The organism is Streptomyces sp. NPDC056224 (assembly GCF_042267665.1).
Classification (GTDB): domain Bacteria; phylum Actinomycetota; class Actinomycetes; order Streptomycetales; family Streptomycetaceae; genus Streptomyces.
Map to the genome: position 1 here is coordinate 1 of NZ_JBHJTK010000033.1, position 21372 is coordinate 21372.

General features: G+C 73.3%; 21 protein-coding genes. 5 read left to right on the top strand and 16 right to left on the bottom strand.

What is annotated here, in order from left to right; translation table 11 throughout:
* From ACFCZ1_RS28535 to ACFCZ1_RS28545, 3 genes are all read right to left on the bottom strand, one after another.
* A partial coding sequence (locus ACFCZ1_RS28535; RefSeq protein ID WP_376681199.1) for a response regulator occupies positions 1 to 688 on the bottom strand: 688 nt, incomplete at its 3' end.
* Between the two features lie 23 nt (positions 689 to 711).
* Positions 712 to 1923, bottom strand: a complete 1212-nt coding sequence (gene macS / locus ACFCZ1_RS28540; protein ID WP_376681141.1) for a MacS family sensor histidine kinase — start codon at positions 1921 to 1923, stop codon at positions 712 to 714.
* Between the two features lie 32 nt (positions 1924 to 1955).
* Positions 1956 to 2693 carry a lysophospholipid acyltransferase family protein gene (locus ACFCZ1_RS28545; RefSeq protein WP_376681200.1) on the bottom strand — a complete coding sequence of 246 codons (738 nt, stop codon included), beginning with the start codon at positions 2691 to 2693 and terminating at the stop codon, positions 1956 to 1958.
* Positions 2694 to 2863: 170 nt separating this feature from the next.
* Between ACFCZ1_RS28545 and ACFCZ1_RS28550 the strand changes: the two genes are divergently transcribed.
* Together ACFCZ1_RS28550 and ACFCZ1_RS28555 are read left to right on the top strand one after the other, a co-directional pair.
* Positions 2864 to 3643, top strand: coding sequence for an alpha/beta hydrolase (locus ACFCZ1_RS28550; protein WP_376681142.1), 780 nt, complete (start codon positions 2864 to 2866; stop codon positions 3641 to 3643).
* Positions 3636 to 4211, top strand: a complete 576-nt coding sequence (locus ACFCZ1_RS28555) for a hypothetical protein (protein ID WP_376681143.1) — start codon at positions 3636 to 3638, stop codon at positions 4209 to 4211. The genes ACFCZ1_RS28550 and ACFCZ1_RS28555 overlap by 8 nt, the downstream gene beginning before the upstream one ends.
* 141 nt (positions 4212 to 4352) lie before the next feature.
* Here the strand turns inward: ACFCZ1_RS28555 and ACFCZ1_RS28560 are convergent, their stop codons facing one another.
* The 6 genes from ACFCZ1_RS28560 to ACFCZ1_RS28585 form a co-directional block, all read right to left on the bottom strand.
* The gene (locus ACFCZ1_RS28560) at positions 4353 to 5114 is read right to left on the bottom strand and encodes an endonuclease/exonuclease/phosphatase family protein (RefSeq protein ID WP_376681144.1); all 762 of its coding nucleotides are present in this window, start codon (positions 5112 to 5114) and stop codon (positions 4353 to 4355) included.
* 83 nt (positions 5115 to 5197) lie between these two features.
* Positions 5198 to 6139, bottom strand: a complete 942-nt coding sequence (locus tag ACFCZ1_RS28565; protein WP_376681145.1) for an ROK family glucokinase — start codon at positions 6137 to 6139, stop codon at positions 5198 to 5200.
* 61 nt (positions 6140 to 6200) lie between these two features.
* Complete coding sequence (locus ACFCZ1_RS28570) at positions 6201 to 6662, bottom strand: DUF5304 domain-containing protein (protein ID WP_376681146.1); 462 nt, start codon at positions 6660 to 6662, stop codon at positions 6201 to 6203.
* Between the two features lie 139 nt (positions 6663 to 6801).
* Entirely contained in the window at positions 6802 to 8019 is a 1218-nt protein-coding gene (locus ACFCZ1_RS28575) for an ArsA-related P-loop ATPase (protein WP_376681147.1), read from the bottom strand.
* A 5-nt stretch (positions 8020 to 8024) separates the two neighbouring features.
* The gene (locus ACFCZ1_RS28580) at positions 8025 to 8468 is read right to left on the bottom strand and encodes an SRPBCC family protein (RefSeq protein ID WP_376681201.1); all 444 of its coding nucleotides are present in this window, start codon (positions 8466 to 8468) and stop codon (positions 8025 to 8027) included.
* Positions 8469 to 8572: 104 nt separating this feature from the next.
* On the bottom strand, positions 8573 to 9388 hold the full coding sequence (locus tag ACFCZ1_RS28585; protein ID WP_376681148.1) for a metallophosphoesterase: 816 nt from the start codon (positions 9386 to 9388) through the stop codon (positions 8573 to 8575).
* Between the two features lie 230 nt (positions 9389 to 9618).
* Between ACFCZ1_RS28585 and ACFCZ1_RS28590 the strand changes: the two genes are divergently transcribed.
* On the top strand, positions 9619 to 11415 hold the full coding sequence (locus ACFCZ1_RS28590) for an AMP-dependent synthetase/ligase (RefSeq protein ID WP_376681149.1): 1797 nt from the start codon (positions 9619 to 9621) through the stop codon (positions 11413 to 11415).
* A gap of 40 nt (positions 11416 to 11455) precedes the next feature.
* Here the strand turns inward: ACFCZ1_RS28590 and ACFCZ1_RS28595 are convergent, their stop codons facing one another.
* The 7 genes from ACFCZ1_RS28595 to ACFCZ1_RS28625 form a co-directional block, all read right to left on the bottom strand.
* Positions 11456 to 13084 carry a GMC oxidoreductase gene (locus ACFCZ1_RS28595; RefSeq protein ID WP_376681150.1) on the bottom strand — a complete coding sequence of 543 codons (1629 nt, stop codon included), beginning with the start codon at positions 13082 to 13084 and terminating at the stop codon, positions 11456 to 11458.
* 199 nt (positions 13085 to 13283) lie between these two features.
* Positions 13284 to 14426, bottom strand: a complete 1143-nt coding sequence (locus ACFCZ1_RS28600; RefSeq protein WP_376681151.1) for a glycosyltransferase family 4 protein — start codon at positions 14424 to 14426, stop codon at positions 13284 to 13286.
* A 24-nt stretch (positions 14427 to 14450) separates the two neighbouring features.
* A complete protein-coding gene (locus ACFCZ1_RS28605) occupies positions 14451 to 15557 on the bottom strand; it encodes a hypothetical protein (protein ID WP_376681152.1) in 1107 nt (368 codons plus the stop codon).
* Between the two features lie 25 nt (positions 15558 to 15582).
* Complete coding sequence (locus tag ACFCZ1_RS28610; RefSeq protein ID WP_376681153.1) at positions 15583 to 16629, bottom strand: NlpC/P60 family protein; 1047 nt, start codon at positions 16627 to 16629, stop codon at positions 15583 to 15585.
* Positions 16630 to 16850: 221 nt separating this feature from the next.
* The gene (locus ACFCZ1_RS28615) at positions 16851 to 17879 is read right to left on the bottom strand and encodes an NlpC/P60 family protein (RefSeq protein WP_376681154.1); all 1029 of its coding nucleotides are present in this window, start codon (positions 17877 to 17879) and stop codon (positions 16851 to 16853) included.
* Between the two features lie 252 nt (positions 17880 to 18131).
* Positions 18132 to 19496 carry an NYN domain-containing protein gene (locus ACFCZ1_RS28620; protein WP_376681202.1) on the bottom strand — a complete coding sequence of 455 codons (1365 nt, stop codon included), beginning with the start codon at positions 19494 to 19496 and terminating at the stop codon, positions 18132 to 18134.
* A gap of 40 nt (positions 19497 to 19536) precedes the next feature.
* Positions 19537 to 19776, bottom strand: coding sequence for a hypothetical protein (locus ACFCZ1_RS28625; RefSeq protein ID WP_030291802.1), 240 nt, complete (start codon positions 19774 to 19776; stop codon positions 19537 to 19539).
* Positions 19777 to 19910: 134 nt separating this feature from the next.
* On the opposite strand from ACFCZ1_RS28625, the gene ACFCZ1_RS28630 reads away from it, so the two are divergent.
* Positions 19911 to 20645, top strand: a complete 735-nt coding sequence (locus ACFCZ1_RS28630; protein ID WP_376681155.1) for a rhomboid family intramembrane serine protease — start codon at positions 19911 to 19913, stop codon at positions 20643 to 20645.
* Complete coding sequence (locus ACFCZ1_RS28635) at positions 20642 to 20923, top strand: Lrp/AsnC family transcriptional regulator (RefSeq protein WP_008738815.1); 282 nt, start codon at positions 20642 to 20644, stop codon at positions 20921 to 20923. Before ACFCZ1_RS28630 ends, ACFCZ1_RS28635 begins: the two co-directional genes overlap by 4 nt.
* The last annotated feature ends 449 nt before the right edge of the window (positions 20924 to 21372 follow it).

The following is a 21372-nucleotide window of genomic DNA, read 5'->3' on the forward strand; positions in this document are numbered from 1 at the left end:
CATCCCCGACGGAGGCAGGCGCAGCGGCCTGAGCAACCTTGAGGAACGGGCTCACCGCATGGGCGGCACGCTGACGATCGAGCGCCCCGACGCGGTTGTGCAGCTGGAGTTTGCCCAGGGTGTTCTGCACGTGGTTCTGCACGGTGCGGTGGGAGATGACCAGCCGTTCCGCGATCTGCTTGTACGAGAGCCCCTTGGCCACCAGGCGCAGCACCTCGGTCTCCCGGTCGGTCAGCTGGGGCGCCTTCGGCTCGTCGGAGGCGGCCGGCGCCGGGTCGGTGGCGAGCCGCCGGTACTCGCCGAGCACCAGCCCGGCCAGGCCCGGGGTGAACACCGGGTCGCCGGCCGCCGTGCGGCGGACGGCGTCGATCAGTTCCTGGGCCCCCGCGGACTTGAGCAGGTAGCCGGTCGCGCCGGACTTCACGGCCTCCAGGACGTCCGCGTGCTCGCCGCTGGCCGACAGGACCAGGACCCGCAGCGACGGGTGGGCGCCGACGAGTTCCTTGCAGACCTGCACGCCCGGCATGCCGGGCAGGTTGAGGTCGAGGACCAGGACGTGAGGGGTGACCGCGCGGGCCCGGCGGACCGCCTCGGGGCCGTCGCCGGCGGTGGCCACCACGTCGAAGCCCGCCGCGGCCAGGTCGCGGGCGACCGCGTCCCGCCACATCGGATGGTCGTCGACGACCATGACCTTGATCTCGTGCGGCTCGCTCACTGGGTCCTCCCCCTCGGTACTTTCAGTTCCACTTCGGTGCCCTGCCCGGGGACGGACACCAGCTCGGCGCTGCCGCCGAGATCACGCAGCCGGCCGCGGATGGACAGGGCCACCCCCATCCGGCCCTCGCCCTCCGCCTGGTCGAGCCGGCCCGCGGGAATGCCCGGGCCGTCGTCCCGGACGGTGACGATCACCTCGTCGCCCCAGTCCTCGACCAGGATCCAGGCGCTGGCCGCCTCCCCGGCGTGCTTGCGCACGTTGTCCAGGGCGGCGCCGACCGCGGCGGCCAGCTCCCTCGCCGCGGGCACCGGCAGCGGCACCGGGGTGCCCGGCTCGGCGAAACTCACCCTGCTCCCGGCGTGCGGGGCGAGGAGCGTCCGGAGATCCAGCTCGCCGTCGTCCTCCGCGTCCTCGTCCACCTCGTACGCGTCCACCAGCGCGCCGCGCGACCCGTCGCGGGAGACACGGGAGGGGTGCACCAGCCCGCTGGAGACCAGCGTGCGCAGCGCCACCTCCTGCTCGCCCGCCATCCGGCCCAGCTCGGCGGCCTCGCCGCCCAGCTCGGTGCCGCGCCGCTGGACCATGGCGAGGACCTGGAGGACCCCGTCGTGGATGTCGCGGGCAAGGCGCTCGCGCTCGCGGGTGGCGGCCTCGATCTCCAGCGCGCGGGCGAGGGTGGCCTCACTGGCCCGGGCGACCTCGACGACGTAGCCGATGGCGATGGAGGCGACCCAGACCAGCAGGACGTTGTGCAGGGTGTCCCGCGTGGGGCTGCCGCCGTGGACGGCGATGTTGGCCGCCGCCACGAAGGTGGAGGCGAATCCGGCCCAGCGCCAGCCGCCCTTGAGGGCGAAGGCGAGGACCGATCCGCCGGTCCAGATGCTGGGGAGGGTGGGGCCGCCGCCGGCGATCCGCTCGGCGGTGTCGGCGACCGGCGTGAGCAGGATCCCGACGAGGGCGACGGTGAGGTCGGCGCAGAGGAACCGCTTGGTGCAGCTGGCCGCGTTCGCCACCTTGTGGTGGGTGGCGAACGTCCAGACCGCCAGGACGGCGAGGTAGCCGGCCGCGATCCAGGGGCGGTCGAACCTCTTGTACGCGGAGACGAACAGCCCGACCGCGTAGAGCGTGGTCAGCAGCCGGTAGCCGGTCAGGGCGCGCCACAGCGGCTGCTCGACCGACATGCGCACGACGCGTTCGCGCTTCGCCATCTTCCCCACCCCCGCGGGCGCTGCGCCCGTCGCTACTCCGCCTTGCCCTCGGCCTTCTCGGCCTTCTCCGCCGCGGCCTTCTCCGCCTTTTCGGCCTTCTCGGCGTCGGCGATCTGGCGCTTGGCGGCCGTCGCGTAGATGTCGACGTACTCCTGGCCGGACAGCTTCATGATCTCGTACATGACCTCGTCGGTCACCGAGCGGAGGATGAAGCGGTCGCCGTCCATGCCGTGGTAGCGGCTGAAGTCGAGCGGCTTGCCGATCCGGATGCCCGGGCGCATCAGCTTGGGGACCACCTTGCCGGGCGGCTGGATCTTCTCCGTGTCGATCATGGCCACGGGGATCACGGGCGCGCCGGTGGCCAGCGCCACGCGGGCCAGGCCGCCGGGCTTGCCGCGGTAGAGGCGCCCGTCGGGCGACCGCGTGCCCTCGGGGTAGATGCCGAACAGTTCCCCGCGCTCGATGACCTCGATACCGCTCTTGATCGCGGCCTCACCGGCCCCGCGCGCGCCGGAACGGTCCACCGGGAGCTGGCCGACGCCCTTGAAGAAGGCGGCCGTCAGCTTGCCCTTGACCCCGGGGGAGGTGAAGTACTCGGCCTTCGCGATGAAGGTGACCTTGCGGTCCAGCACCGCGGGAAGGAAGAAGGAGTCGGAGAAGGACAGGTGGTTGCTCGCGAGGATCGCCGGCCCCTCCGCGGGAATGTTCTCGAGGCCCTCCACCCACGGCCTGAAGGCGAGCTTCAGCGAACCGCCGATGGAGAACTTCATTGCGCCGTAGATCAACTCGAAAGCCTTCCTGTGTCTGTCGAACAGACCTTAACGCCTGGCCGCACCGGTAGCGGCCCGACGACCCTGGTCGGTGTCACCCCGGTCGCGTACGGTGAAGTCACACAGAGCAACGCCCCCACCCGACGTACATCATGACCAAGGAGACCCTGGTGCCCGTCCTCCCTGGAGCCGAGCCGTTCCGCCACGAGGGTGGAGAGGTCGGCGTCCTCCTCTGCCACGGCTTCACCGGTTCCCCGCAGTCGCTGCGCCCCTGGGCCGAGTACCTGGCCGCGCGGGGGCTCACGGTGTCGCTCCCGCTGCTGCCCGGACACGGCACGCGCTGGCAGGACATGCAGCTCACGGGCTGGCAGGACTGGTACGCCGAGGTGGACCGCGCGCTGCGCGAGCTGCTGGACCGCTGCGAGCAGGTGTTCGTCTTCGGTCTGTCGATGGGTGGCGCGCTGACCCTGCGGCTGGCGGCCAAGCACGGGGACGCCATCAGCGGCATCGTCCTCGTCAACCCGGCCAACAAGGTGCACGACCCGCTCGCCGTGGCCCTGCCGGTGGCCAAGCACTTCATCCGGTCGACGCCCGGCATCGCCAGCGACATCGCCAAGAAGGGCTCGGAGGAGGTCGGCTACGACCGGGTCCCGACCCGGGCCGCGCATTCGCTGCGCAAGTTCCTGCAGCTCGTGGACGCGGAGCTGCCGCAGGTGACGCAGCCCGTGCTGCTGCTGCACAGCCCGCAGGACCACGTCGTCCCGCCGGCCGACTCGGCCCGGGTGCTGGCGCGGATCTCGTCGACCGATGTCACCGAGACCCTGCTGGAACAGAGCTACCACGTCGCGACGTTGGACCATGACGCGGAGCGGATCTTCGCGGACAGCCATGCGTTCATCGGCCGGCTGGTGGAGAGCGTGGGCAGGGAGGGGGCGCAGGCGAGTGGCTGAGCACGAGGAGCAGTCGGGCGGGGTTCCGCCGCTGGACGAGGAGGCGGCCTGGGCGGCGATCGTCGCCGGGTACGGGCAGGAGCCGCCGGACCCGCCGGGGTCGCGGCCGTTCAAGCCGATCGAAGACCTCCTGCTTCCCGAGGAGGACGTCAAGTCGCTGCCCCCGGAGCCCGAGCCGGAATCGGAACCCGGGCCGGAGCCTCCCGCCGCGCTGGGCAGCTCGGTGGTCTTCGCCCCGGGCGTGGGCCTCTCGGGCCCGCGCGACCACTCGCTCGCGGAGCCCGAGGACGACGACCTGACCGCGGCCGACCGGGCCGACGAGGGCCATTTCGTCCCGCCGGAGCCGGAACTCCCGCCGGCGGACACCACGGCGAAGTTCGCGTGGCTCGCGGTGGTCGGGGGGCCGGTGCTGTTGCTGCTGGCGGTGCTCCTGCAGTGGGAGATGACGTGGTGGCTGACGACGCTGGGCATCGGCGGCTTCCTGGGCGGGTTCGCGACGCTCGTGGCGCGGATGTCGCACGACGACGACGATGACGACGACTACCCGGGCCGCGGGGCCGTGGTCTGACCGGGGCCCCGCGCGGGGCCCCGTCGGGCTCCGCCCGAACCCGCGCCTCTGACCCCCGGGCCGGATCCGGCCCCGGCCGCGTGTGAGGCGCGGGGGCCGGGACGGAGCCCCCGGCAGCGGCGCCTCGGCCGGACCGGCGGGCTACGCCGCGGCCGGGAGGTGGAGGGCCGCCAGGACCGGGAGGTGGTCGGTGGCGGACCGGAGGTCGGTGGGCGAGACGCCCGCCAGACCCGCCGGGACACCGCAGCCCAGCACGCGCACGCCCCCGGTCGCGAACACCGCGTCGATCCGCCGGTCCGGCGCCCCTGCCGGAAACGTCGGCCCCTCCCCCCACGGCGCCACCGCCCGGCAGTCCTGAAGCTCGGCGGCCAGCCGGCCGAAGGCCGGGCCCTGCGGTCCCTCGTTCACATCGAGCGCCGCGATCCCGTGCGGCGCGTCCAGGCCGGCGAGGTGCTCCAGCAGCATCCCGGCCTGCGCCCGGCGCTCCTCCGGCTGGAGCGACAGGTGCGCGCAGACCAGGCCCGCGCGCACACCTCCGATCCGGACCACGGCGGTGGCGAAGCCCCGCTGGTGCAGGCCGGGCGTGCGCGGCAGCAGCACGTCCTGCGTCCGCTCCACGAAGACCCGTAGCGAGCACATCAGCAGCGGACCGGCCGCCGTCGCGCCCCCGCCCAGCACCACCAGGTCGGATTTCGCGGCCAGTCTCGCCGCGTGCTTGCGCCACCGGAAGAACCGCGGCGCCTCCTGCACGAAGACGAGGTCCGGCGCGCACGCCCGGATGACCCGGGCCAGCGCCTCCTCGTCGTCGCGCATCGAGCGGATGTTGTAGCTGAGCACCCGGATCACGGCCGAACCGTCGGGCTCCGTACGAGACTTCGGCAGCGAGGGCAGCAACTGGTCCATGCCCGCAACATACGCAGCTGCCCGCCGCTCCCCCAAGGGGCGCGGCGGGCAGTCACGTACGAAGGGGTACGGAGCAGGGGCGGTCAGCCCTGACGGGCCAGGTCCGCCGCACCCACGAGTCCGGCCTTCCCGCCCAGCTGGGCGGCGAGGACCTGCGCGTGCGGACGCCACGCGCCGCCGATCAGCCAACGCTTGAAGGACTTGCGGATCGGGTCGAGGACCAGGTCGCCCTCGTCCGAGACCCCGCCGCCGACGATGAACGCCGACGGGTCGAACAGCGAGGCCAGGTCGGCCAGGCCCGCGCCGGCCCAGCGGGCCAGCTCGCGGAAGGAGTCGATGGCCACCAGGTCACCGGCCCGGGCCGCCTCGCTGATGTGCTTGCCCTCGATGCCGTCGGCGGTGCCGTCGCCGAGGGACAGCAGGATCGCCGCGTTCTCGGGGGTGGCGTTGGCACGCTGCTTCGCGTACCGGACGAGCGCGCGCCCGGAGGCGTACTGCTCCCAGCAGCCCTGGCTGCCGCAGCCGCACAGCAGGCCGTCCGGAACGACCCGGATGTGGCCGAATTCGGCGGCGACGCCGAAGCGTCCCCGGCGCAGCTTGTTGCCGATGATGATGCCGCCGCCCAGGCCGGTGCCGAGCGTGATGCAGATGACGTCCTCGTGGCCCTGCCCGGCGCCGAAGCGGTACTCGCCCCAGGCCGCGCAGTTCGCGTCGTTCTCGACGACGACGGGCAGCCCGATGCGCTGCTCGACCTTGTCCTTCAGCGGCTCGTGGCGCCAGTTGATGTTCGGCGCGAAGAGCACGGTGGCGCGCTTGTCGTCCACGTAGCCGGCGGCGCCGATGCCGACGGCCTCGATGGTGTGGTTGCTGCTGACTGCGGAGACGGCGGTGCAGATCGCCTCCGTCACTCCGTCCGCGGTCGGCGGGGTGGGCACCTTGTACGTCTCAAGGATGGTGCCCTCTTCGTCGACCACGCCGGCCGCGATCTTCGTGCCGCCGATGTCGACGCCGATGGTGAGTCCCATTAGTCCCTCGGTTTCCGGTCAAACCCCGCCACGGCCAACGGTACCCGAGGGTGGGCGGGGTTCAGTCGAGATCGATCCGCTCGGTGGGGCCTTCCCCGGGGCCGTCGTCGCGGGGGTCGCGCTCCTGGGCCCGGCGGGGAGCCGGGGGCTCGTCGCGCGTCCAGCGGCGCTCGTGGCCCTCGACGGCCGAGCGGTAGGCGGCGAGCAGCTCGGAGCCCGCGGCCGCGAGGTGGTCGAAGACCTCCGGGTTGCGCTCGATGACGGGCTTGGCGGCGGTCTTCGCCTGGTTGACGAACTGGCGTACGGCGCCCTGGGCGGCGCCGCCGATGAGCGGGTTGTTCATCCCGGCGACCTTGTCGGCGACGGCCTCGAAGAGCCTGAACAGCTCCTCGGCGGCGGTCCCGGTGGCCGCGCCGCCGCTCGCGCCCTGCCCGCGCAGGCGCTCCTTCTCGGCGGCGAGGTCCTCCGCGCAGGCCTTGGCCCAGGCGTCGTCGTCGGTGGGGCGGTCGGTGGCCTCGCTCATGGCGGACTCTCCTGCGGCGGCTGCTGTGCGTGCGGTACGGGCTACCTTCGACGGTACCCGAACGGGGGTACGTCGATCGGGGCGCGCGGGTCGGGGCGCGCGGGTTCCGGCCGCGCGGGTGTTCAGGACGTGCGGGTGTTCAGGACGTGCGGGCGCCGAACGCACGGGGCCACAGGCCCGGGTCCGGGGTGAAGCGGATGCGGAGCACGTCCTCGGCCAGGGCGGCGCCGGAGACGGCGCAGCGGCGCAGTGCCGACGGCAGCGGCGCGATCCTGCGGTACGGGCCCGCGGTGAGCAGGAGCTCGTCCCCCCGGCGGATCAGGTCGAGGTCCCGCTTGCGGGCGCCGGGCAGCGGTACCACCCAGACGAGCACGCCGTCCTCGGCGAGCCGGTCCTCGACCGCCCAGGCCCGGCGGGGCGCCGGCGGCTGTGGGACGAGCCCGTCGGCGGCGGCGAGCAGCTCCAGGTCCCGCGGGCCGCGCGGGTCCCGGCCGAGGTGGGCGAGCCGGGTCACCGGGAGCTCCCCGGCCCATCCGGCGGTGCACTTCTCCTGCTGGGCGGCGAGGCCGGCGAGCCAGGGGTCGGCGGAGCCCTGCGGGAGGAGCCGGTTGGCGACGACGGCGGAGAGGGGCAGCTGCTGGAGGGCGAGCCCGAGCCGCCCCAGCCGGATCGCCTCGGCGGCGGCCGGTCCCGGCTCGGCGACCAGCCGCACCTCGGTGGTGTCGGCCTCGATGACGGCCTGGACCGCTGCGAGCTCCTCGTCCCAGCGGGCGGCGGCCTCGTAGAGCCACTGCGCGGGCATGGGCACACCGGCCAGCTGGGCCAGTACGGGCCGCAGGGCACGGGCGGCCTGCCGCTCGGCGGGGAGCAGCCGGGCGAGGTAGCGGCGCAGCTGGGCGGGAAGGGCGAGGGCGGCCAGGGCCTGGTGGAGCGGGGGCATGTCGACGACGACGAGGTCGGACCCCGGCGCCGCGGCGGCCCGCCGCAGGGCGCGCAGCAGCGCGAACTGCTCGGCGCCGGGCAGCTCGGTGAGCTCCTCGGCCCCCAGCGGCCGGGCCCCGACCATGCCGAGGAGGGTGGACCCGCGCTCCTGGAGGGCGACGAGTTCGTCGCGGAACTCCTCGCCGGAGTCCACCCGGGCCACCCGGACCCCGCCGGCCGTGGTGGCGGCCCGCAGGCCGGGGACGACCTCGGCGGACTCCCCCGCCGGTTCCCCGGTCAGGGCGGCGAGCGGGTCCGCGACGTCTCCGGACAGCAGCAGCACGCGTCGCCCCTGCCGGGCCGCCGCGAGGGCGGTGGCCGCGGCCACCGTGGTCCGTCCGGCGCCGCCGGGGCCGGTGATCAACAGGGTGTGCACAGGGTTCAGCCGGTCGATTCCACGCGCTTCTTCAGGCCCGCGAGCGCGCGGTCGATGATGACCTTCTCGGCCTTGCGCTTGATCATGCCGAGCATGGGGATCTTGACGTCGACGGTCAGCTGGTAGGTGACCTCGGTGCGCTTGCCGCCGTCCACCGGGGCCAGCCGGTACGAGCCGTCCAGCTGGCGCAGCATCTGCGACTTGTCCAGGGTCCAGCTGACCTCGTCCGCGCCCTTCCAGGTGTAGGCGAGGGTGTGGTCGTCCTTGATCGCGCCCGCGTCGAGCAGCAGCCGGACCTTTTCGGCCCGCCCTTCGGCGTCGGCGGCCAGCACCTCGGCCTCCTTCACCTCGCCGGTCCACTCGGGGTAACGGGAGAAGTCGGCGATCACGGCCATCACGTCGGCCGGTGAGGCGTCGATCGTGATGCTTGAGCTGGTGTGTTCCGCCATCGCGGTCGCTCCTCCGGTCGGGGGCACCCCCAGCGGCAGCTGGGGGAATTCGAGGAAGTGTGCGGCCTCCGGCCGCCGCTCGAAGGCTACCGTGCGTGCGGAGCTCACCACTCCAGGGCCCAGGGCCTTCCGGTCGCGGCGAAGTGCCCGACGTTCACGCACTCCGTGCTCCCGACGCGCATCCGCCGCGCGAGCGGCTGGTGGACGTGCCCGAAGAGGGCGTACCGGGGGCGGGTGCGCCTGATGGCGGCGAGCAGGGCCTCGCTGCCCCGTTCGAACCGCCGGGCGACCGTGTCGTAGCAGAGCTCCGGCACCTCCGGCGGGATGTGGGAGCACAGTACGTCCACCTCGCCCAGCGCCTCCACCTTGGCGGCGTACTCCTCGACGTCGACCTCGTACGGGGTCCTCATCGGCGAGGGCAGTCCGCCCCCCACGAAGCCGAAGACCCTGCCGCCGATCTCCACGCGCTGCCCGTCGAGCACGGTGATGCCGGGGCGGTCGGCGTACTCCGGCCACAGGGCGGGCATGTCGACGTTGCCGTAGGTGGCGTACGTAGGGGCGGGGAAGGCGGCGAACATCTGCTCGTACTGGCGGCGTACCGCACCCTCGATGAGCCGTTCCCGGTCCAGCCCGGCCCACAGCTCCCGTCCGAAGGCGCGGGCCTCGGCGAAGCGGCGCGCGGTGCGCAGCTCCACGATCCGGTCGGCGTTCTCGACGCCGAACAGGTCGGGGAAGATCCCGCGCGAGTGGTCGGCGTAGTCGAGGAAGAGGACGAGGTCACCGAGGCAGATCAGCGCGTCGGCGCCGTCTCCCGCCCGGGCGAGGGCCTCGGCGTTGCCGTGCACATCGCTCACGACGTGAACCCGGGTACGGCTCGATCCGCTCGTGCCGTTCTTCCCGCCCCGCATGCTGCCACCCATGCGGCCACCCTAGGGCGGCCCGCCGACGGCGGGTAGACAGGGGTGGCAGAGGCGGCCGGACCTGCGGTTACTTCCGGGTCTCGGACGGGGTCGACTAGTGTCGCCGTGTTAGTGCCGCGTTTTGTGACGCACGGAACATCTGGCCGGTTCCCTCTATCGGGAACCCACTACCGGTGGGTAACGTCCGGTCGGTCCACACGGTGGCGATGGCGCCCAGAGGAGCAGCAGTCTTGCGCGAGTTCAGCCTTCCGGCCCTGTACGAGGTCCCGTCGGACGGGAACCTGACGGATCTCATCCGCCGCAACGCCGCTCAGCATCCCGACACGGCCGTCATGGGCCGCAAGGTCGACGGCCAGTGGCAGGACGTGACCGCGACCGAGTTCCTGGCCGAGGTCCGTGCCGCGGCCAAGGGTCTGATCGCGGCGGGTGTCCGTCCGGGCGACCGCGTCGCCCTGATCTCCCGTACCCGCTACGAGTGGGTGCTGATCGACTTCGCGATCTGGACGGCGGGCGGCGTGACCGTCCCCGTGTACGAGACCAGCTCCCCCGAGCAGATCCAGTGGATCCTCGGCGACTCCGGCGCGGTCGCCGCGGTCGTCGAGAGCCCCGGGCACGCTGCGGCCGTGGCCTCGCTGCGCGACCGGCTGCCGGAACTGCGCGAGGTCTGGGAGATCGAGCAGGGCGCCCTCGAAGCGCTGAAGAGCGCGGGCGCCGCGATCACCGACGAAGAGGTCGACGAGCGCAGCAGCCTGGCGGGCGCCGACGACCCGGCGACCATCGTCTACACCTCGGGCACCACCGGCCGCCCCAAGGGCTGCGTGCTGAGCCACCGCAACTTCTTCGCGGAGTGCGGGAACGCGGTGGAGCGCCTGAAGCCGCTCTTCAAGACCGGCGAGTGCTCGGTCCTGCTGTTCCTCCCGGCGGCCCACGTCTTCGGCCGCCTGGTCGAGGTGGCCGCGGTGCTGGCGCCGATCCGGCTGGGCTGCGTGCCGGACATCAAGAACCTCACCGACGAGCTGCAGTCCTTCCGCCCCACCCTGATCCTCGGTGTGCCGCGCGTCTTCGAGAAGGTCTACAACTCGGCGCGCGCCAAGGCGCAGGCCGAGGGCAAGGGCAAGATCTTCGACGCGGCGGCCGAGACGGCGATCGCGTACAGCCGGGCGCTGGACACCCCGCGGGGCCCGTCCTTCGGGCTGAAGCTCAAGCACAAGGTCTTCACCAAGCTGGTCTACAGCAAGCTGCACGCGGTCCTCGGCGGGCGCGGCGAGTACGCGATCTCCGGCGGCGCGCCGCTCGGCGAGCGGCTCGGGCACTTCTTCCGCGGCATCGGCTTCACGGTGCTGGAGGGCTACGGCCTGACCGAGTCCTGCGCGGCCACGACCTTCAACCCGTGGGACAAGCAGAAGATCGGTACGGTCGGCCAGCCCATGCCGGGCTCCGTGGTGCGCATCGCGGACGACGGCGAGGTGCTGCTGCACGGCGAGCAGATCTTCACCGGGTACTGGAAGAACGAGACGGCGACCGCCGAGGCGCTCACGGACGGCTGGTTCCACACCGGTGACGTCGGCACCCTCGACGAGGACGGCTACCTCACGATCACCGGGCGCAAGAAGGAACTCATCGTCACCGCCGGCGGCAAGAACGTCGCCCCGGCCGTGATCGAGGACCGGATCCGCGCGCACGCGCTGGTCGCGGAGTGCATGGTCGTGGGCGACGGGCGGCCGTTCGTGGCCGCGCTGGTCACCATCGACGAGGAGTTCCTCGGCCGCTGGGCCGCCGAGCACGGCAAGCCGGCCGGTGTGACGGCGGCGGAACTGCGCGAGGACGCGGAGCTCATCGCCGCCGTCCAGAAGGCCGTCGACGACGGCAACGCGGCGGTTTCCAAGGCGGAATCGGTGCGGAAATTCCGCATTCTGCCCTCCCAGTTCACGGAGGAGTCGGGCCACATCACGCCGTCGCTGAAGCTGAAGCGCAACGTGGTGGCGAAGGACTTCGCGGACGAGATCGAGGCCCTGTACCGGGGTTAGCCGGGAGCCGGCCGGGATCGGCCGGGGTGGGGCGCGGCTTTCACACCACGCCCGGGCGCGGGTCCTCGGCGAGGATCCGCGCCATGTTCCGCTCGGCGAGGGCCGTGATCGTCACGAACGGGTTCACGCCGAGCGAGCCGGGGACCAGGGAGCCGTCGACCACGTACAGACCCTGGTAGCCCTTGGCCCGTCCGTAGAGGTCGGTCGCGTCGCCGAGCACGCAGCCGCCGAGCGGGTGGTAGGTGAAGTCGTCGGCGAAGGCCTTGTTGTCGCCGAAGAGGTCGTACCGGTAGATGGTGACGTTCCGCCGGTTGATGCGGTCGAAGAGGTTCTTCGCCGCGTTGACCGAGGGGGTGTTCTGGTCCCGCCGCCAGATGAGCCGGGCCGAGTCGGTGGCCGCGTCGTAGGCGAAGCGGCCGCGCTCGGGGTTCTTGGTGATGGCCAGGTACATCGAGATCCAGTGCTCGAACCCCATCGGGAGCGGGGCGATCTCGGCGAAGACCGGGTTCGGGGCGTTGTCCCAGTCGTCGATGCCCAGGGCGGGCATGGTGGCCTGGTTGCAGCCGACGGTGTCCCACAGGTGGTTGGCGCGGGCGGTCATGACGTTGCCGTTGTGGCCCCAGCCGAGCCCGACCCGGTCGCTGAGCGCGGGCAGCGTGCCGGTCTCGCGGGCCCGCAGCAGGATCTCGGTGGTCCCGAGGCTCCCCGCCCCCAGGAACAGCTGCCGGCAGCCGAGCTCGCGGGTCCGGGTGACCCGCCCGGTGAGGTCGCTGGTCCGCACGGTCAGCACGTACCCCCCGGCGGGATCCTGGCGTACGCCGACCACGCGCTGCATGGTCTCGATGGTGACGTTGCCGGTCCCGAGGGCGGCGGCGAGGTAGGTCTTGTCGAGGCTCTTCTTCCCGTGGTTGTTGCCGTAGATGACCTCGCCCGCGAGCGCTGACCTGGTGGCGGTGCCGGCCGCTTCGCGCTGCATGTGGCCGAAGTCGTAGACGTTGGGGACGAAGACGGTCTTCAGGCCGGTGTTCTGGGCGTGCTTGCGGGAGATCCGGGCGAAGCGGTACCACTCGGTGGACTCGAACCAGCCCGGGTCGATGTCGTTCACGCCGAGCATGGCGCGGGCGCGGGGGAAGTACGTGCCGTACATCTCGTCGGCGTTCACCCCGGGCAGCACCTCGGTGAAGTACGAGCGCCGGGGCGTGGGCGCCATCCCGCCGTTCACCAGGGATCCGCCGCCCACCCCCCGGCCCACGTACACGGACATGTCGCCGTAGTTCACGCGGTCCAGGACACCGGGGTACGGGCTGATGTCGCGGTTGACCACGTCGAGCCAGAGGAACTGGGCGAGCGGGGCCTCGGTGCGGGTGCGGAACCACATGGACCGGTGGTCGGGGGCGGATGTGGAGGGGAAGACCTTGCCGTCGGGGCCCGGGGTGTCCCAGAGCCGGCCCATTTCGAGGACGACGGTGCGTACGCCGGCCTGCCCGAGGCGCAGCGCGGCGACGGCGGAGCCGTAGCCGGAGCCGACGACGACGGCGGGTGCGTACTGCGCGGCCTGCGGCTCGGCCGCGGCCGCGGAGGACGGCCCGATCCGCGTGAAGCCGAGCGCGGAGGCGGTCTGGAGAGCGGCCAGTCCGAGGACGTGACGGCGTGTCAGATGTGGTGTCATGGCCGCATGATGGGCGGAATCCGGCGATCCGGCCATACGCCGTCTTGACAGGCATCTGAGAGACAGTCAGGCGTGGCTGCGGGACCCGGACCCGCGGGCCCCGGACACCGGCGGGCGGTACGGGCCCTCCGGCCCGGATCCGGCCCCGTCGGCGTCCGGGGCGCGCGGGTCGGGGCCGCGGCCCCCGCGCGGCCCGGCGCTACAGCAGCTCGCGGAGGCGGTCCGCCAGGAGGTCCCAGCGCCACTTCTCCTCGACCCAGGCACGGCCGGCCCCGCCCATGCGCGCCCGCAGGGCCGGGTCCTGCAGCAGGGTGACGACCCGGTCCGCCGCCTCGTCCGGCTCGCCGCCCCGGACGACCCAGCCCGTCTCCCCGTCCAGCACCGCGTCGGGGGCTCCGCCGGAGTCGCCCGCGACCACCGGCAGGCCCGTCGCCGAAGCCTCCAGGTAGACGATCCCGAGCCCCTCCACGTCCAGCCCGCCCCGCCGGGTCCGGCACGGCATGGCGAAGACGTCCCCGGCCCCGAAGTGCGCGGGCAGTTCGCCCCACGGGACCGCTCCGGTGAAGACCACCGAGTCCGTGACGCCCACGGACTGCGCCAGTTCCCGCAGGTCCGCCTCGTACGGCCCGCCGCCCACGATCAGCAGTACCGCGTCCGGCACCGCCGCCAGGATCCGCGGCATCGCCTCGATCATCGTGTCCTGGCCCTTGCGGGGGACCAGCCGGGAGACGCACACCACGACCGGGCGGTCGGTCAGCCCCAGCCGGTCGCGGACCTCGGCGCCACCCGACTCCGGGTGGAAGGTCTTCTCGTCCACCCCCGGCGGGAGTTGCACCATGCGGGCCGCCGCCCGGTCCGTCACCGCCGAGGCGATCCGCGAGCGCGTGTACTCCCCCAGGTAGGTCAGCGTGTCCGTGCCCTCGCCGATCCGCCGCAGCAGCTGCCGCGCGGCCGGCAGCTGGGCCCAGCCCGCCTCGTGCCCGTGCGTGGTCGCCACGATCCGCCGGGCCCCGGCCCGCCGCAGCGCCGGGCCCATCAGGCCGAGCGGGGCAGCCGCCCCGAACCACACCGACTCGCAGCCGTGTTCGCGCAGCAGGCCCACGGCCCGCCGCGTCACGCGCGGCGTCGGCAGCAGCATCGTCGTGCGGTCGCGCACGACCTGGAAGGGCTGCTCGGCGTCGAAGGCCGCGGTGGCCTCGCGGCCCTCCGCGCCGTGCTTCCACGTGGAGGCGTACACGACGACCCGGTCGGGATCCAGCCGTAGCGCCATGTTGTGCAGGAAGGCCTGGATACCGCCCGGTCGCGGCGGGAAGTCATTGGTCACGATCAGCGTCTTGTGCATCGTCTGCCAACGTACCGGACGTCGTCAGCGGAGCTCCTCCCGCAGTGCCTGCTGCCAGGCCCGCGTCAGCTCGGGCAGGTCCACGCCCAGCGCCTCGTCCAGCGCCACCGCGAGCGGCTCGCGCCCCGCCCGCTCGTAGAGACCCGTGAGGGCCGCCTCGCCCCACCGGTCCGCGATCAGCCGGCAGGCCAGCCACGCGCCCTCGTAGGCCCGGGCCACCGCTTCCGGGTCGCCGCCGAAGGCGAAGGCCTCCGCCGGGGGCAGCGCGCCGGGCACCTCGCCCCGCCGCACCGCCCGGCCGAGCGCGGGGGCGCCCTGCCGGGGCGTGACGGTGCCGCCCCGGTACGCCGCCCAGTCCGCGAAGCCCTCGGAGAGCCACAGCGGGGTGGAGGCGGTGGTCGCCGCCCGGGTGGCCACGTGGGTGACCTCGTGGGTCAGCACGATCCGCCGGCCCGACTCGCCCAGCTCCGCCCACCCCTGCGGGTTGACCACGACGCGGTCCGCCGGAGCGGGTCCCGCGCCCACCCGGCCGGTGGTGACGGCGCCCAGCCCCCGGTAGGCGTCGGCCGTCCCGCCCAGCAGCTCCGCCATCCGGTCCAGGGAGCCGGGGACCAGCACCACCACCCGCCCCGCCCACGGCCCGGGCCACGCGGAGCTCGCCGCGGGCACCGCCCGGTCGGCCTCGGCGGCGATGCCCGCCGGGTCGGGGGCGCCCGGGCCGGCCAGGACCAGGGAGCGCTCGCCGCGGACCACCGACACCGGGCCCTGGTCCCACAGCTGCGGCAGCGCGCCGGGGGCGGGCCGGTCCCCGCGGATCCGCCAGCTCCCGCCGTCCACGGCCAGGTCGAGTTCGCGCGCCGAGGCCGCCGGAGCCGCGTCGTAGCCGGCCAGCCGGTAGCGCAGCTCCGCCCGTACGAGGGCCCGCACCCCGTCGCGCCGCACCGAGGTGACCTCGTACGCCCAGTCCTCGACGGGGATCCCGGCCGGCCGCCCGGGCGCGGACCGCGACCAGTCGGCGACGGCCCGGCGGACGTCCCGCTCGGCCGTGCCGGCCGGCCGCGTCGCGCACCCGGCCAGCAGGAGGCACAGCAGGAGCGGCAGTACGCGTACGAGACGACGACCCGGAAACATCAGCCGATCGTACGCACGGCCCGGATCAGGGGCGCGTCACCGCGGACACCGGCATCATCCCGACCGGGTCGTAGCGGACCCTGGCACCGGGGTAGGGGGCGTGCACCACCTGGCCGTTGCCGACGTACATGCCCACGTGGCTGGCGTCCGAGCGGTACGTCACCAGATCGCCGGGGCGCGCCTGCGAGAGCGGGACCCGGCGGCCCGCGTACCGCTGGGCCTGCGAGGTGCGCGGCAGCGAGACGCCCGCCTGGCGGTACGACCAGACCATCAGCCCGGAGCAGTCGAAGGCGGAGGGGCCGGTGGAACCCCACACGTACGGGCGGCCGACCGCCGACCGGGCCGCCATCACGGCGGCCCCGGCGCGGCCGGAGGAGGGACCGAAGGAGGACGGGTCGGGCTGACCGTCGGGGCGGCCGCCCGTGCGCGAGGCGCGCTCGAAGTCGGCCCGTTCCGCTGAGGGCATGGCGCCCAGCAGCCGCCGGGCGGCCGCGAGCTTCGCCGTGACGGAGCGCTTGTGCCGGGCCACGTCGGCGCGCAGTGCGTCGAGTTCGGCGAGTTTGGCGGAGGCCTCCCGGCGCTCCTGGCCGAGCCGGCGCTGCTCCTCGCGCAGTTCGTCGAGCTGGCGGGCCTGCCGGCCGCTGAGCCGGTCCAGGGCGGCGGCCTGCTCCAGGTACGCGTCGGGGTCCTCGGAGAAGATCAGGGCGACGGTGGGGTCGATGCCGCCGCTGCGGTACTGGGCCCCGGCGAAGCTGCCGAGGATGCCCCGCATCGTGTTGATGCGGTCCTGGCCGCGGGCGACGGCGTCTTGGGCCCGGTCGACCTCGGCGCGCAGCCGCTCGGCCTTCTCGCCCGCCTCGTTGAAGCGCTCGGTGGCCTGTTCGGCCTCCTCGAAGAGGCGCTCGACCTGGGTGCGGACACCGCCCGGGGGCTCCTGGGGCAGGCTCGGGGCCGCGCCCGCGGGTGCGCCCGCCATGACGGCCGCGGCGCCGGCCGCGGCGGCGGCGGTGAGGACGGCGGCCCTCGCGTTCCGGTCGGGGCCGCCGAGCCCGGGCCGGCGATGGGATGCCACGTGAAACCGCTCCCTTCCGCTGTGCGGGGCCCGGGTCCGCCCTCCGTGGACGGTCGTGTGCCGGGTTCCGCGCTGGCAGACAGTAGCGGCGCGATCGGACCCCGGCGAACGACCGCCGGGGGGCGCGGACGCCGACGCCCCGCCGGAGACGCAGGTCACCGGCGGGGCGTGTGGTCAGAGCGGGTCCGCGCAATTCGCCCGGATGGGCGGTGTACGGCGCGTCAGCCGATGCGGACGCCGAACTGGAAGGGCATGTTGTCCATCGACTCGTACTTGATGCCGCTGCGCGGGTTGGAGGCGTGCAGCGTCATGTTGTTGCCGGCGTAGAGGCCGACGTGGTGCAGGTCGTCGTAGAAGAAGACCAGGTCACCGGGCTGGAGCTGGCTGCGGCTGATGCGCGTGCCGTCGTTGGCCTGGGTGTAGGTGACGCGGCTGATGTTGACGCCGGCCTGCTTGTAGGCCCACTGGGTCAGGCCCGAGCAGTCGTAGACGTTGGGGCCGGTGCCGCCGGACTGGTAGGTGAAGCCCAGCTTGGTCTTGGCGGCGGCGAGGGCGGCGCCGGCTCGGCCGGAGGCGCTCACGTTGCCGAGGTCGACCCGCTGGCTGTCGCTGCGGCTGGCGCGGGCCTCGTCGTCCTTGAGCGCCGCGCGCTCCTGCGCGGTCAGGGTGTTGAGCAGGGCCTGGGCCTCGGCGAGCTTCTCCTGCGAGACCTTCTTCTTCTCGCCGAGCTCCTTGCGGGTGGCGTCGAGGTCGGCGAGCTTGCCGGCGGCCTCCTGGCGCTGCTGCGCGAGGGTGCGCTGCTTGGCCTGGATCTTCTGGACCGCCTCGACCTGCTTGCCGCTCAGGTGCTCCAGCGTGGAGGCCTTGTCGAGGTAGCTGTCGGGGTCCTCGGAGAGGAGGAGGGCGAGCGAGGGGTCGATGCCGCCGTTGCGGTACTGGGCGCTGGCCATCGAACCGAGCGTGCTGCGCAGCTCGTTGAGGTCGGCCTGGCCGCGCGCGACCTGGTCCTGGAGCTGCCCGATCTCCTTTTCGAGCTGCTCCTGGCGCTCCTTGGCCCCGTTGAACTTCTCGGTGGCCTGCTCCGCCTCTTCGTAGAGCGCGTCGACCTGGGACTTGACCTCGTCCTTGCCCGGCTTCGCCGGAGCGGCGGAGGCGCTCTGGGAGGTGAGGGCGACGACTGCGGCCGCAGCGGCGCCAAGTACGGTCACACGGGCGCGGTTCGGCTGCTTGGGTCGACGGTGGGACGCCACGGAGGCGAGCTCCTTCTTCCTAGAGCCGCCGAAGAACGCAACTCGGCAGCACCTCCGCCGTCACCCCGAATGAGTGATCCACCGCACGAAGGTTTGAGCAGACCCTAGTGACCCATCTGTGATCAGTTCAAATCCTGCCGGAAAAAAACTTGCTCCCCGACCAGCTTCTTTACCTACAGCGCACGCTGTGTGCCGGGCACTTGACGGTGTGTCCCCCGAACACCCTGCCAATTCCGGCATTAGGGCGAGGAGTTACGAAACGCGCGAAAGCCGCTTCAGCAACAAAGCGGACGTTACGGGCCGCGCACCCGCGGCGGCCACACCGTCGGCGACCTCCCGGTCCGTGGAGACCACGACCACCGGGCGGCCGGGCGGCTCCGCGCGCACCAGCTGGCGGATCAGCTCGTCCGCCGTCACCCCGGCCTTGGAGAACAGCACCCGCACACCGCGCGGCGGCGCGAGCAGCACCGGGGCCGCCAGCTCCGCCCCGTCGAAGACACAGGTCATCTCCGCGCCCGTCTGCGCGGCCAGCATCGACAGCCCGCCCAGCAGCCGCAGCCGCTGCTTCTCCAGCGGCATCGTCGGATAGCCCGTCTTGGTCACGTTGTAGCCGTCGACGACCAGATGGGCCTGGGGCAGCGCCAACAGCTGGTCCAGCAGCGCCGGATCGGTCTCCGACAGGGCGCGCGCCGCGATGTCCTTGGGGGTCATCCGGCCCGGCTCCACCGCCTCCACCGTGTCCGCCGGGCGGGTGGACACCGGCGGCAGCGCCAGCTCTCGGCGCAGTCCCGCCGCCGCGTCCAGCACGGTGTCCAGCAGCAGCCGCAGCCGCATGTCCTCGATGCTGCGTCCCTCCCGGGTGGCCCGGCGCGAGGTCTCCAGCGCCGACTCGACCTCCGTCAGCCGGGACTTGAGCCGACGGCTCTCGCTCTCGGCGGCGGCCACCCGCGCGGCCGCCTCGCCGCGGATCCCGTCGATCTCGGCGATCAGCTTGCGCAGGGCCGCGTCACCGCGCTTGACGTCGCTGAGGGCGCTGCGCAGCTTGCGGTGAAGCGATTCCGCTTCCTTCCGCGAGGCCTCCAGCTCGATCCGCACCTGCTCACCGCCGGTGCGCTGCAGTTCCCGCACCTGGGCCAGCTCCTCGCGGAGCCGGTCCAGCTCGCGCCGGGTCTCCTCGCCGACCCGCTCGGCGTCGGCGCGCTGCGCCTCCTCGCCCGCGGCGGCCACCAGCTTGACCCAGCCGACCGGCCGCAGGACGTACGCGGCGGCCGCCACGTCCAGCGGATCGGCGGCGGCGGGCGGGGCACCGGACTCCAGGGCGCCGGTCAGCTCCGACTGTGCCTCGCGCAGCTTCTCGGCCACCCGGCCGCGGAACACCGGGTCGGTCTCGACCGCCGCGGCCATGGCGTTGCCCGCGAACTTGGCGCGCCGGCTCGGGGTGAACCGGGCGTACTGACGCAATTGCGCGGGAAGGTCCGCGACCGTCAGTCCGCCGAAGGCGTCCGAGACGAGCGCGACGACCCGGCGCCGCACGCCTTCCGGCAGCGGGCGGTCGAGCACCTCGGCGGCGTCGCCGGCCGCGTCGGCCGGCTCAGCGCCGCTTGCTGGCTCCACAATCCGTCACCCCTACCGTGATCTACCTGTGGGCTCGGCTCCCTCAGGAGTCCGTGCCCGGCCTGTCCACGAGCTCGATCTGGTCCACCGCGTTGCACCAGCGGCAGCGGACCGACTCGATGGTCTCATTGACCACCTCGCGCTCCTCGACCTTCGGCTCCCCGGCGAGGTCCAGGTGGACGTACTCCACGACCTTCGACGAACGGGTGACATCGAAACGCGTGAGGTTGCCGCACAGGGTGCAGCGCCACCGGGTGGTGTCGGTCGGCAGGGGAACCGTCATCAGGCCGCTCTCTCCTTCGTCGTGTTCGTAGCTGATTCAATTAAAGCGGTCTGCTGAGCCGTCCGCGCCGTTTGGGCGGACCGCGGCTCGTAACCCTACGGCCTGCCACCGCTTCAGGTGGGCGTGGTTGCGTCATGCTCTGTCACATGATCGTAAGGTGGCAGGCCGTTCGCGAGGCCGCCCGGGGACCGGTGGTCACCCACGCGCTGATCGCGGGCTGCGCGGTGGTGTTCGTACTGGGTCCGGCCTCGGGGCTGAACCCGGCCTACGGGACGGGCGACGGGCTGCTCACCGCCGGGACCGACTACTTCCGGCGCTGGGGCGTGGTCCCGGACGTGCTCTTCACCGGCACCCCGCGGGCCTGGCTCACTCCCCTGACCGCGCTGTTCGTACACGGCAGTTGGCTCCACCTGCTCGGGAACATGCTCTTCCTGTACGTCTTCGGCGCGATGGCGGAGGAGCGGATGGGCCGCCCGGCGTTCCTCGTCTTCTACGTCTGTACGGGCTACCTGGCCCTGGCGGCGTACGCGGCGGCCAACGCGGGCTCCTCACAGACCCTGGTCGGGGCGTCCGGGGCCATCTCGGCGGTGCTGGGCGCCTTCCTGTACCTGCTGCCGCGGGCCAGGGTGACGAGCCTGTTCCCCTTCCTGTTCTTCCTGCCGCTGCGCTTCCCGGCGTGGATGGTGCTGCTGTTCTGGTTCGCCCTCCAGGGGGTGGCCGCGCACCGGGCGGGGAGCGGGCCGGGGGTCGCCTATCTGGCCCACCTCGTGGGCTTCTCGGTCGGCTTCCTGTACGCGTGGGCGCGCTATCGGCGTGCGACTAGAGTGGAGCGACCAGCGACGGCCACCGAGGGAGACAGTCAGCCGTGATCACCGCGATCGTGCTCATCAAGACCAGTGTGGACCGCATCCCCGAGATCGCCGAGTCCATCGCCGCGCTGGACAGCGTCAGCGAGGTCTACTCCGTCACGGGGACGTACGACCTGATCGCGCTGGTCCGCGTGGCCCGCCACGAGAACCTGGCGGACATCATCCCGGGCCGCATCAGCAAGATCCCGGGCGTCGAGGCGACGGACACCCACGTGGCGTTCCGTACGTACTCCCAGCACGACCTGGAAGCCGCCTTCGCCATCGGCCTGGACGCCTAGGTCCCGTCGTCTGCGGCCCGGGCCCGGCCGACCCGGGCGGACGCGGCCCGGACGGACCCCGGCACCCGGCAGGGGCGTCAGAGCCCCGGCGGACCCTCACCGGCCACGGGCGGGCGGTCTTCGGCGAGCCGGAACGGGCACCCGCGCGGGTGGTCGCCGGGGCCGTGGTCGCCGGGGCCGCGCAGCCGGGTGCCGCAGCCTCGCACTCGCCTCCCGCTTCGACACCGACCGGGTGAGGCCGGGCGCAACGGCCCGCCCCCGTACGCGGCCCCGCCCCCGCCACCGCTCCCGGACCCTCCCGGGTCCGGTGCGCGTCACCGTCGCGGAGCACGTCGGCCGTCCCGTCCGGCGGGGTCCGTCCCGGCGCCGCGGAACGGTCCGGGCACATTGCGCCAGTTGAGCCGCTCCCACCGGTCGGGGCGGCGTGTCCTCCACCCGCCGTACCGCAG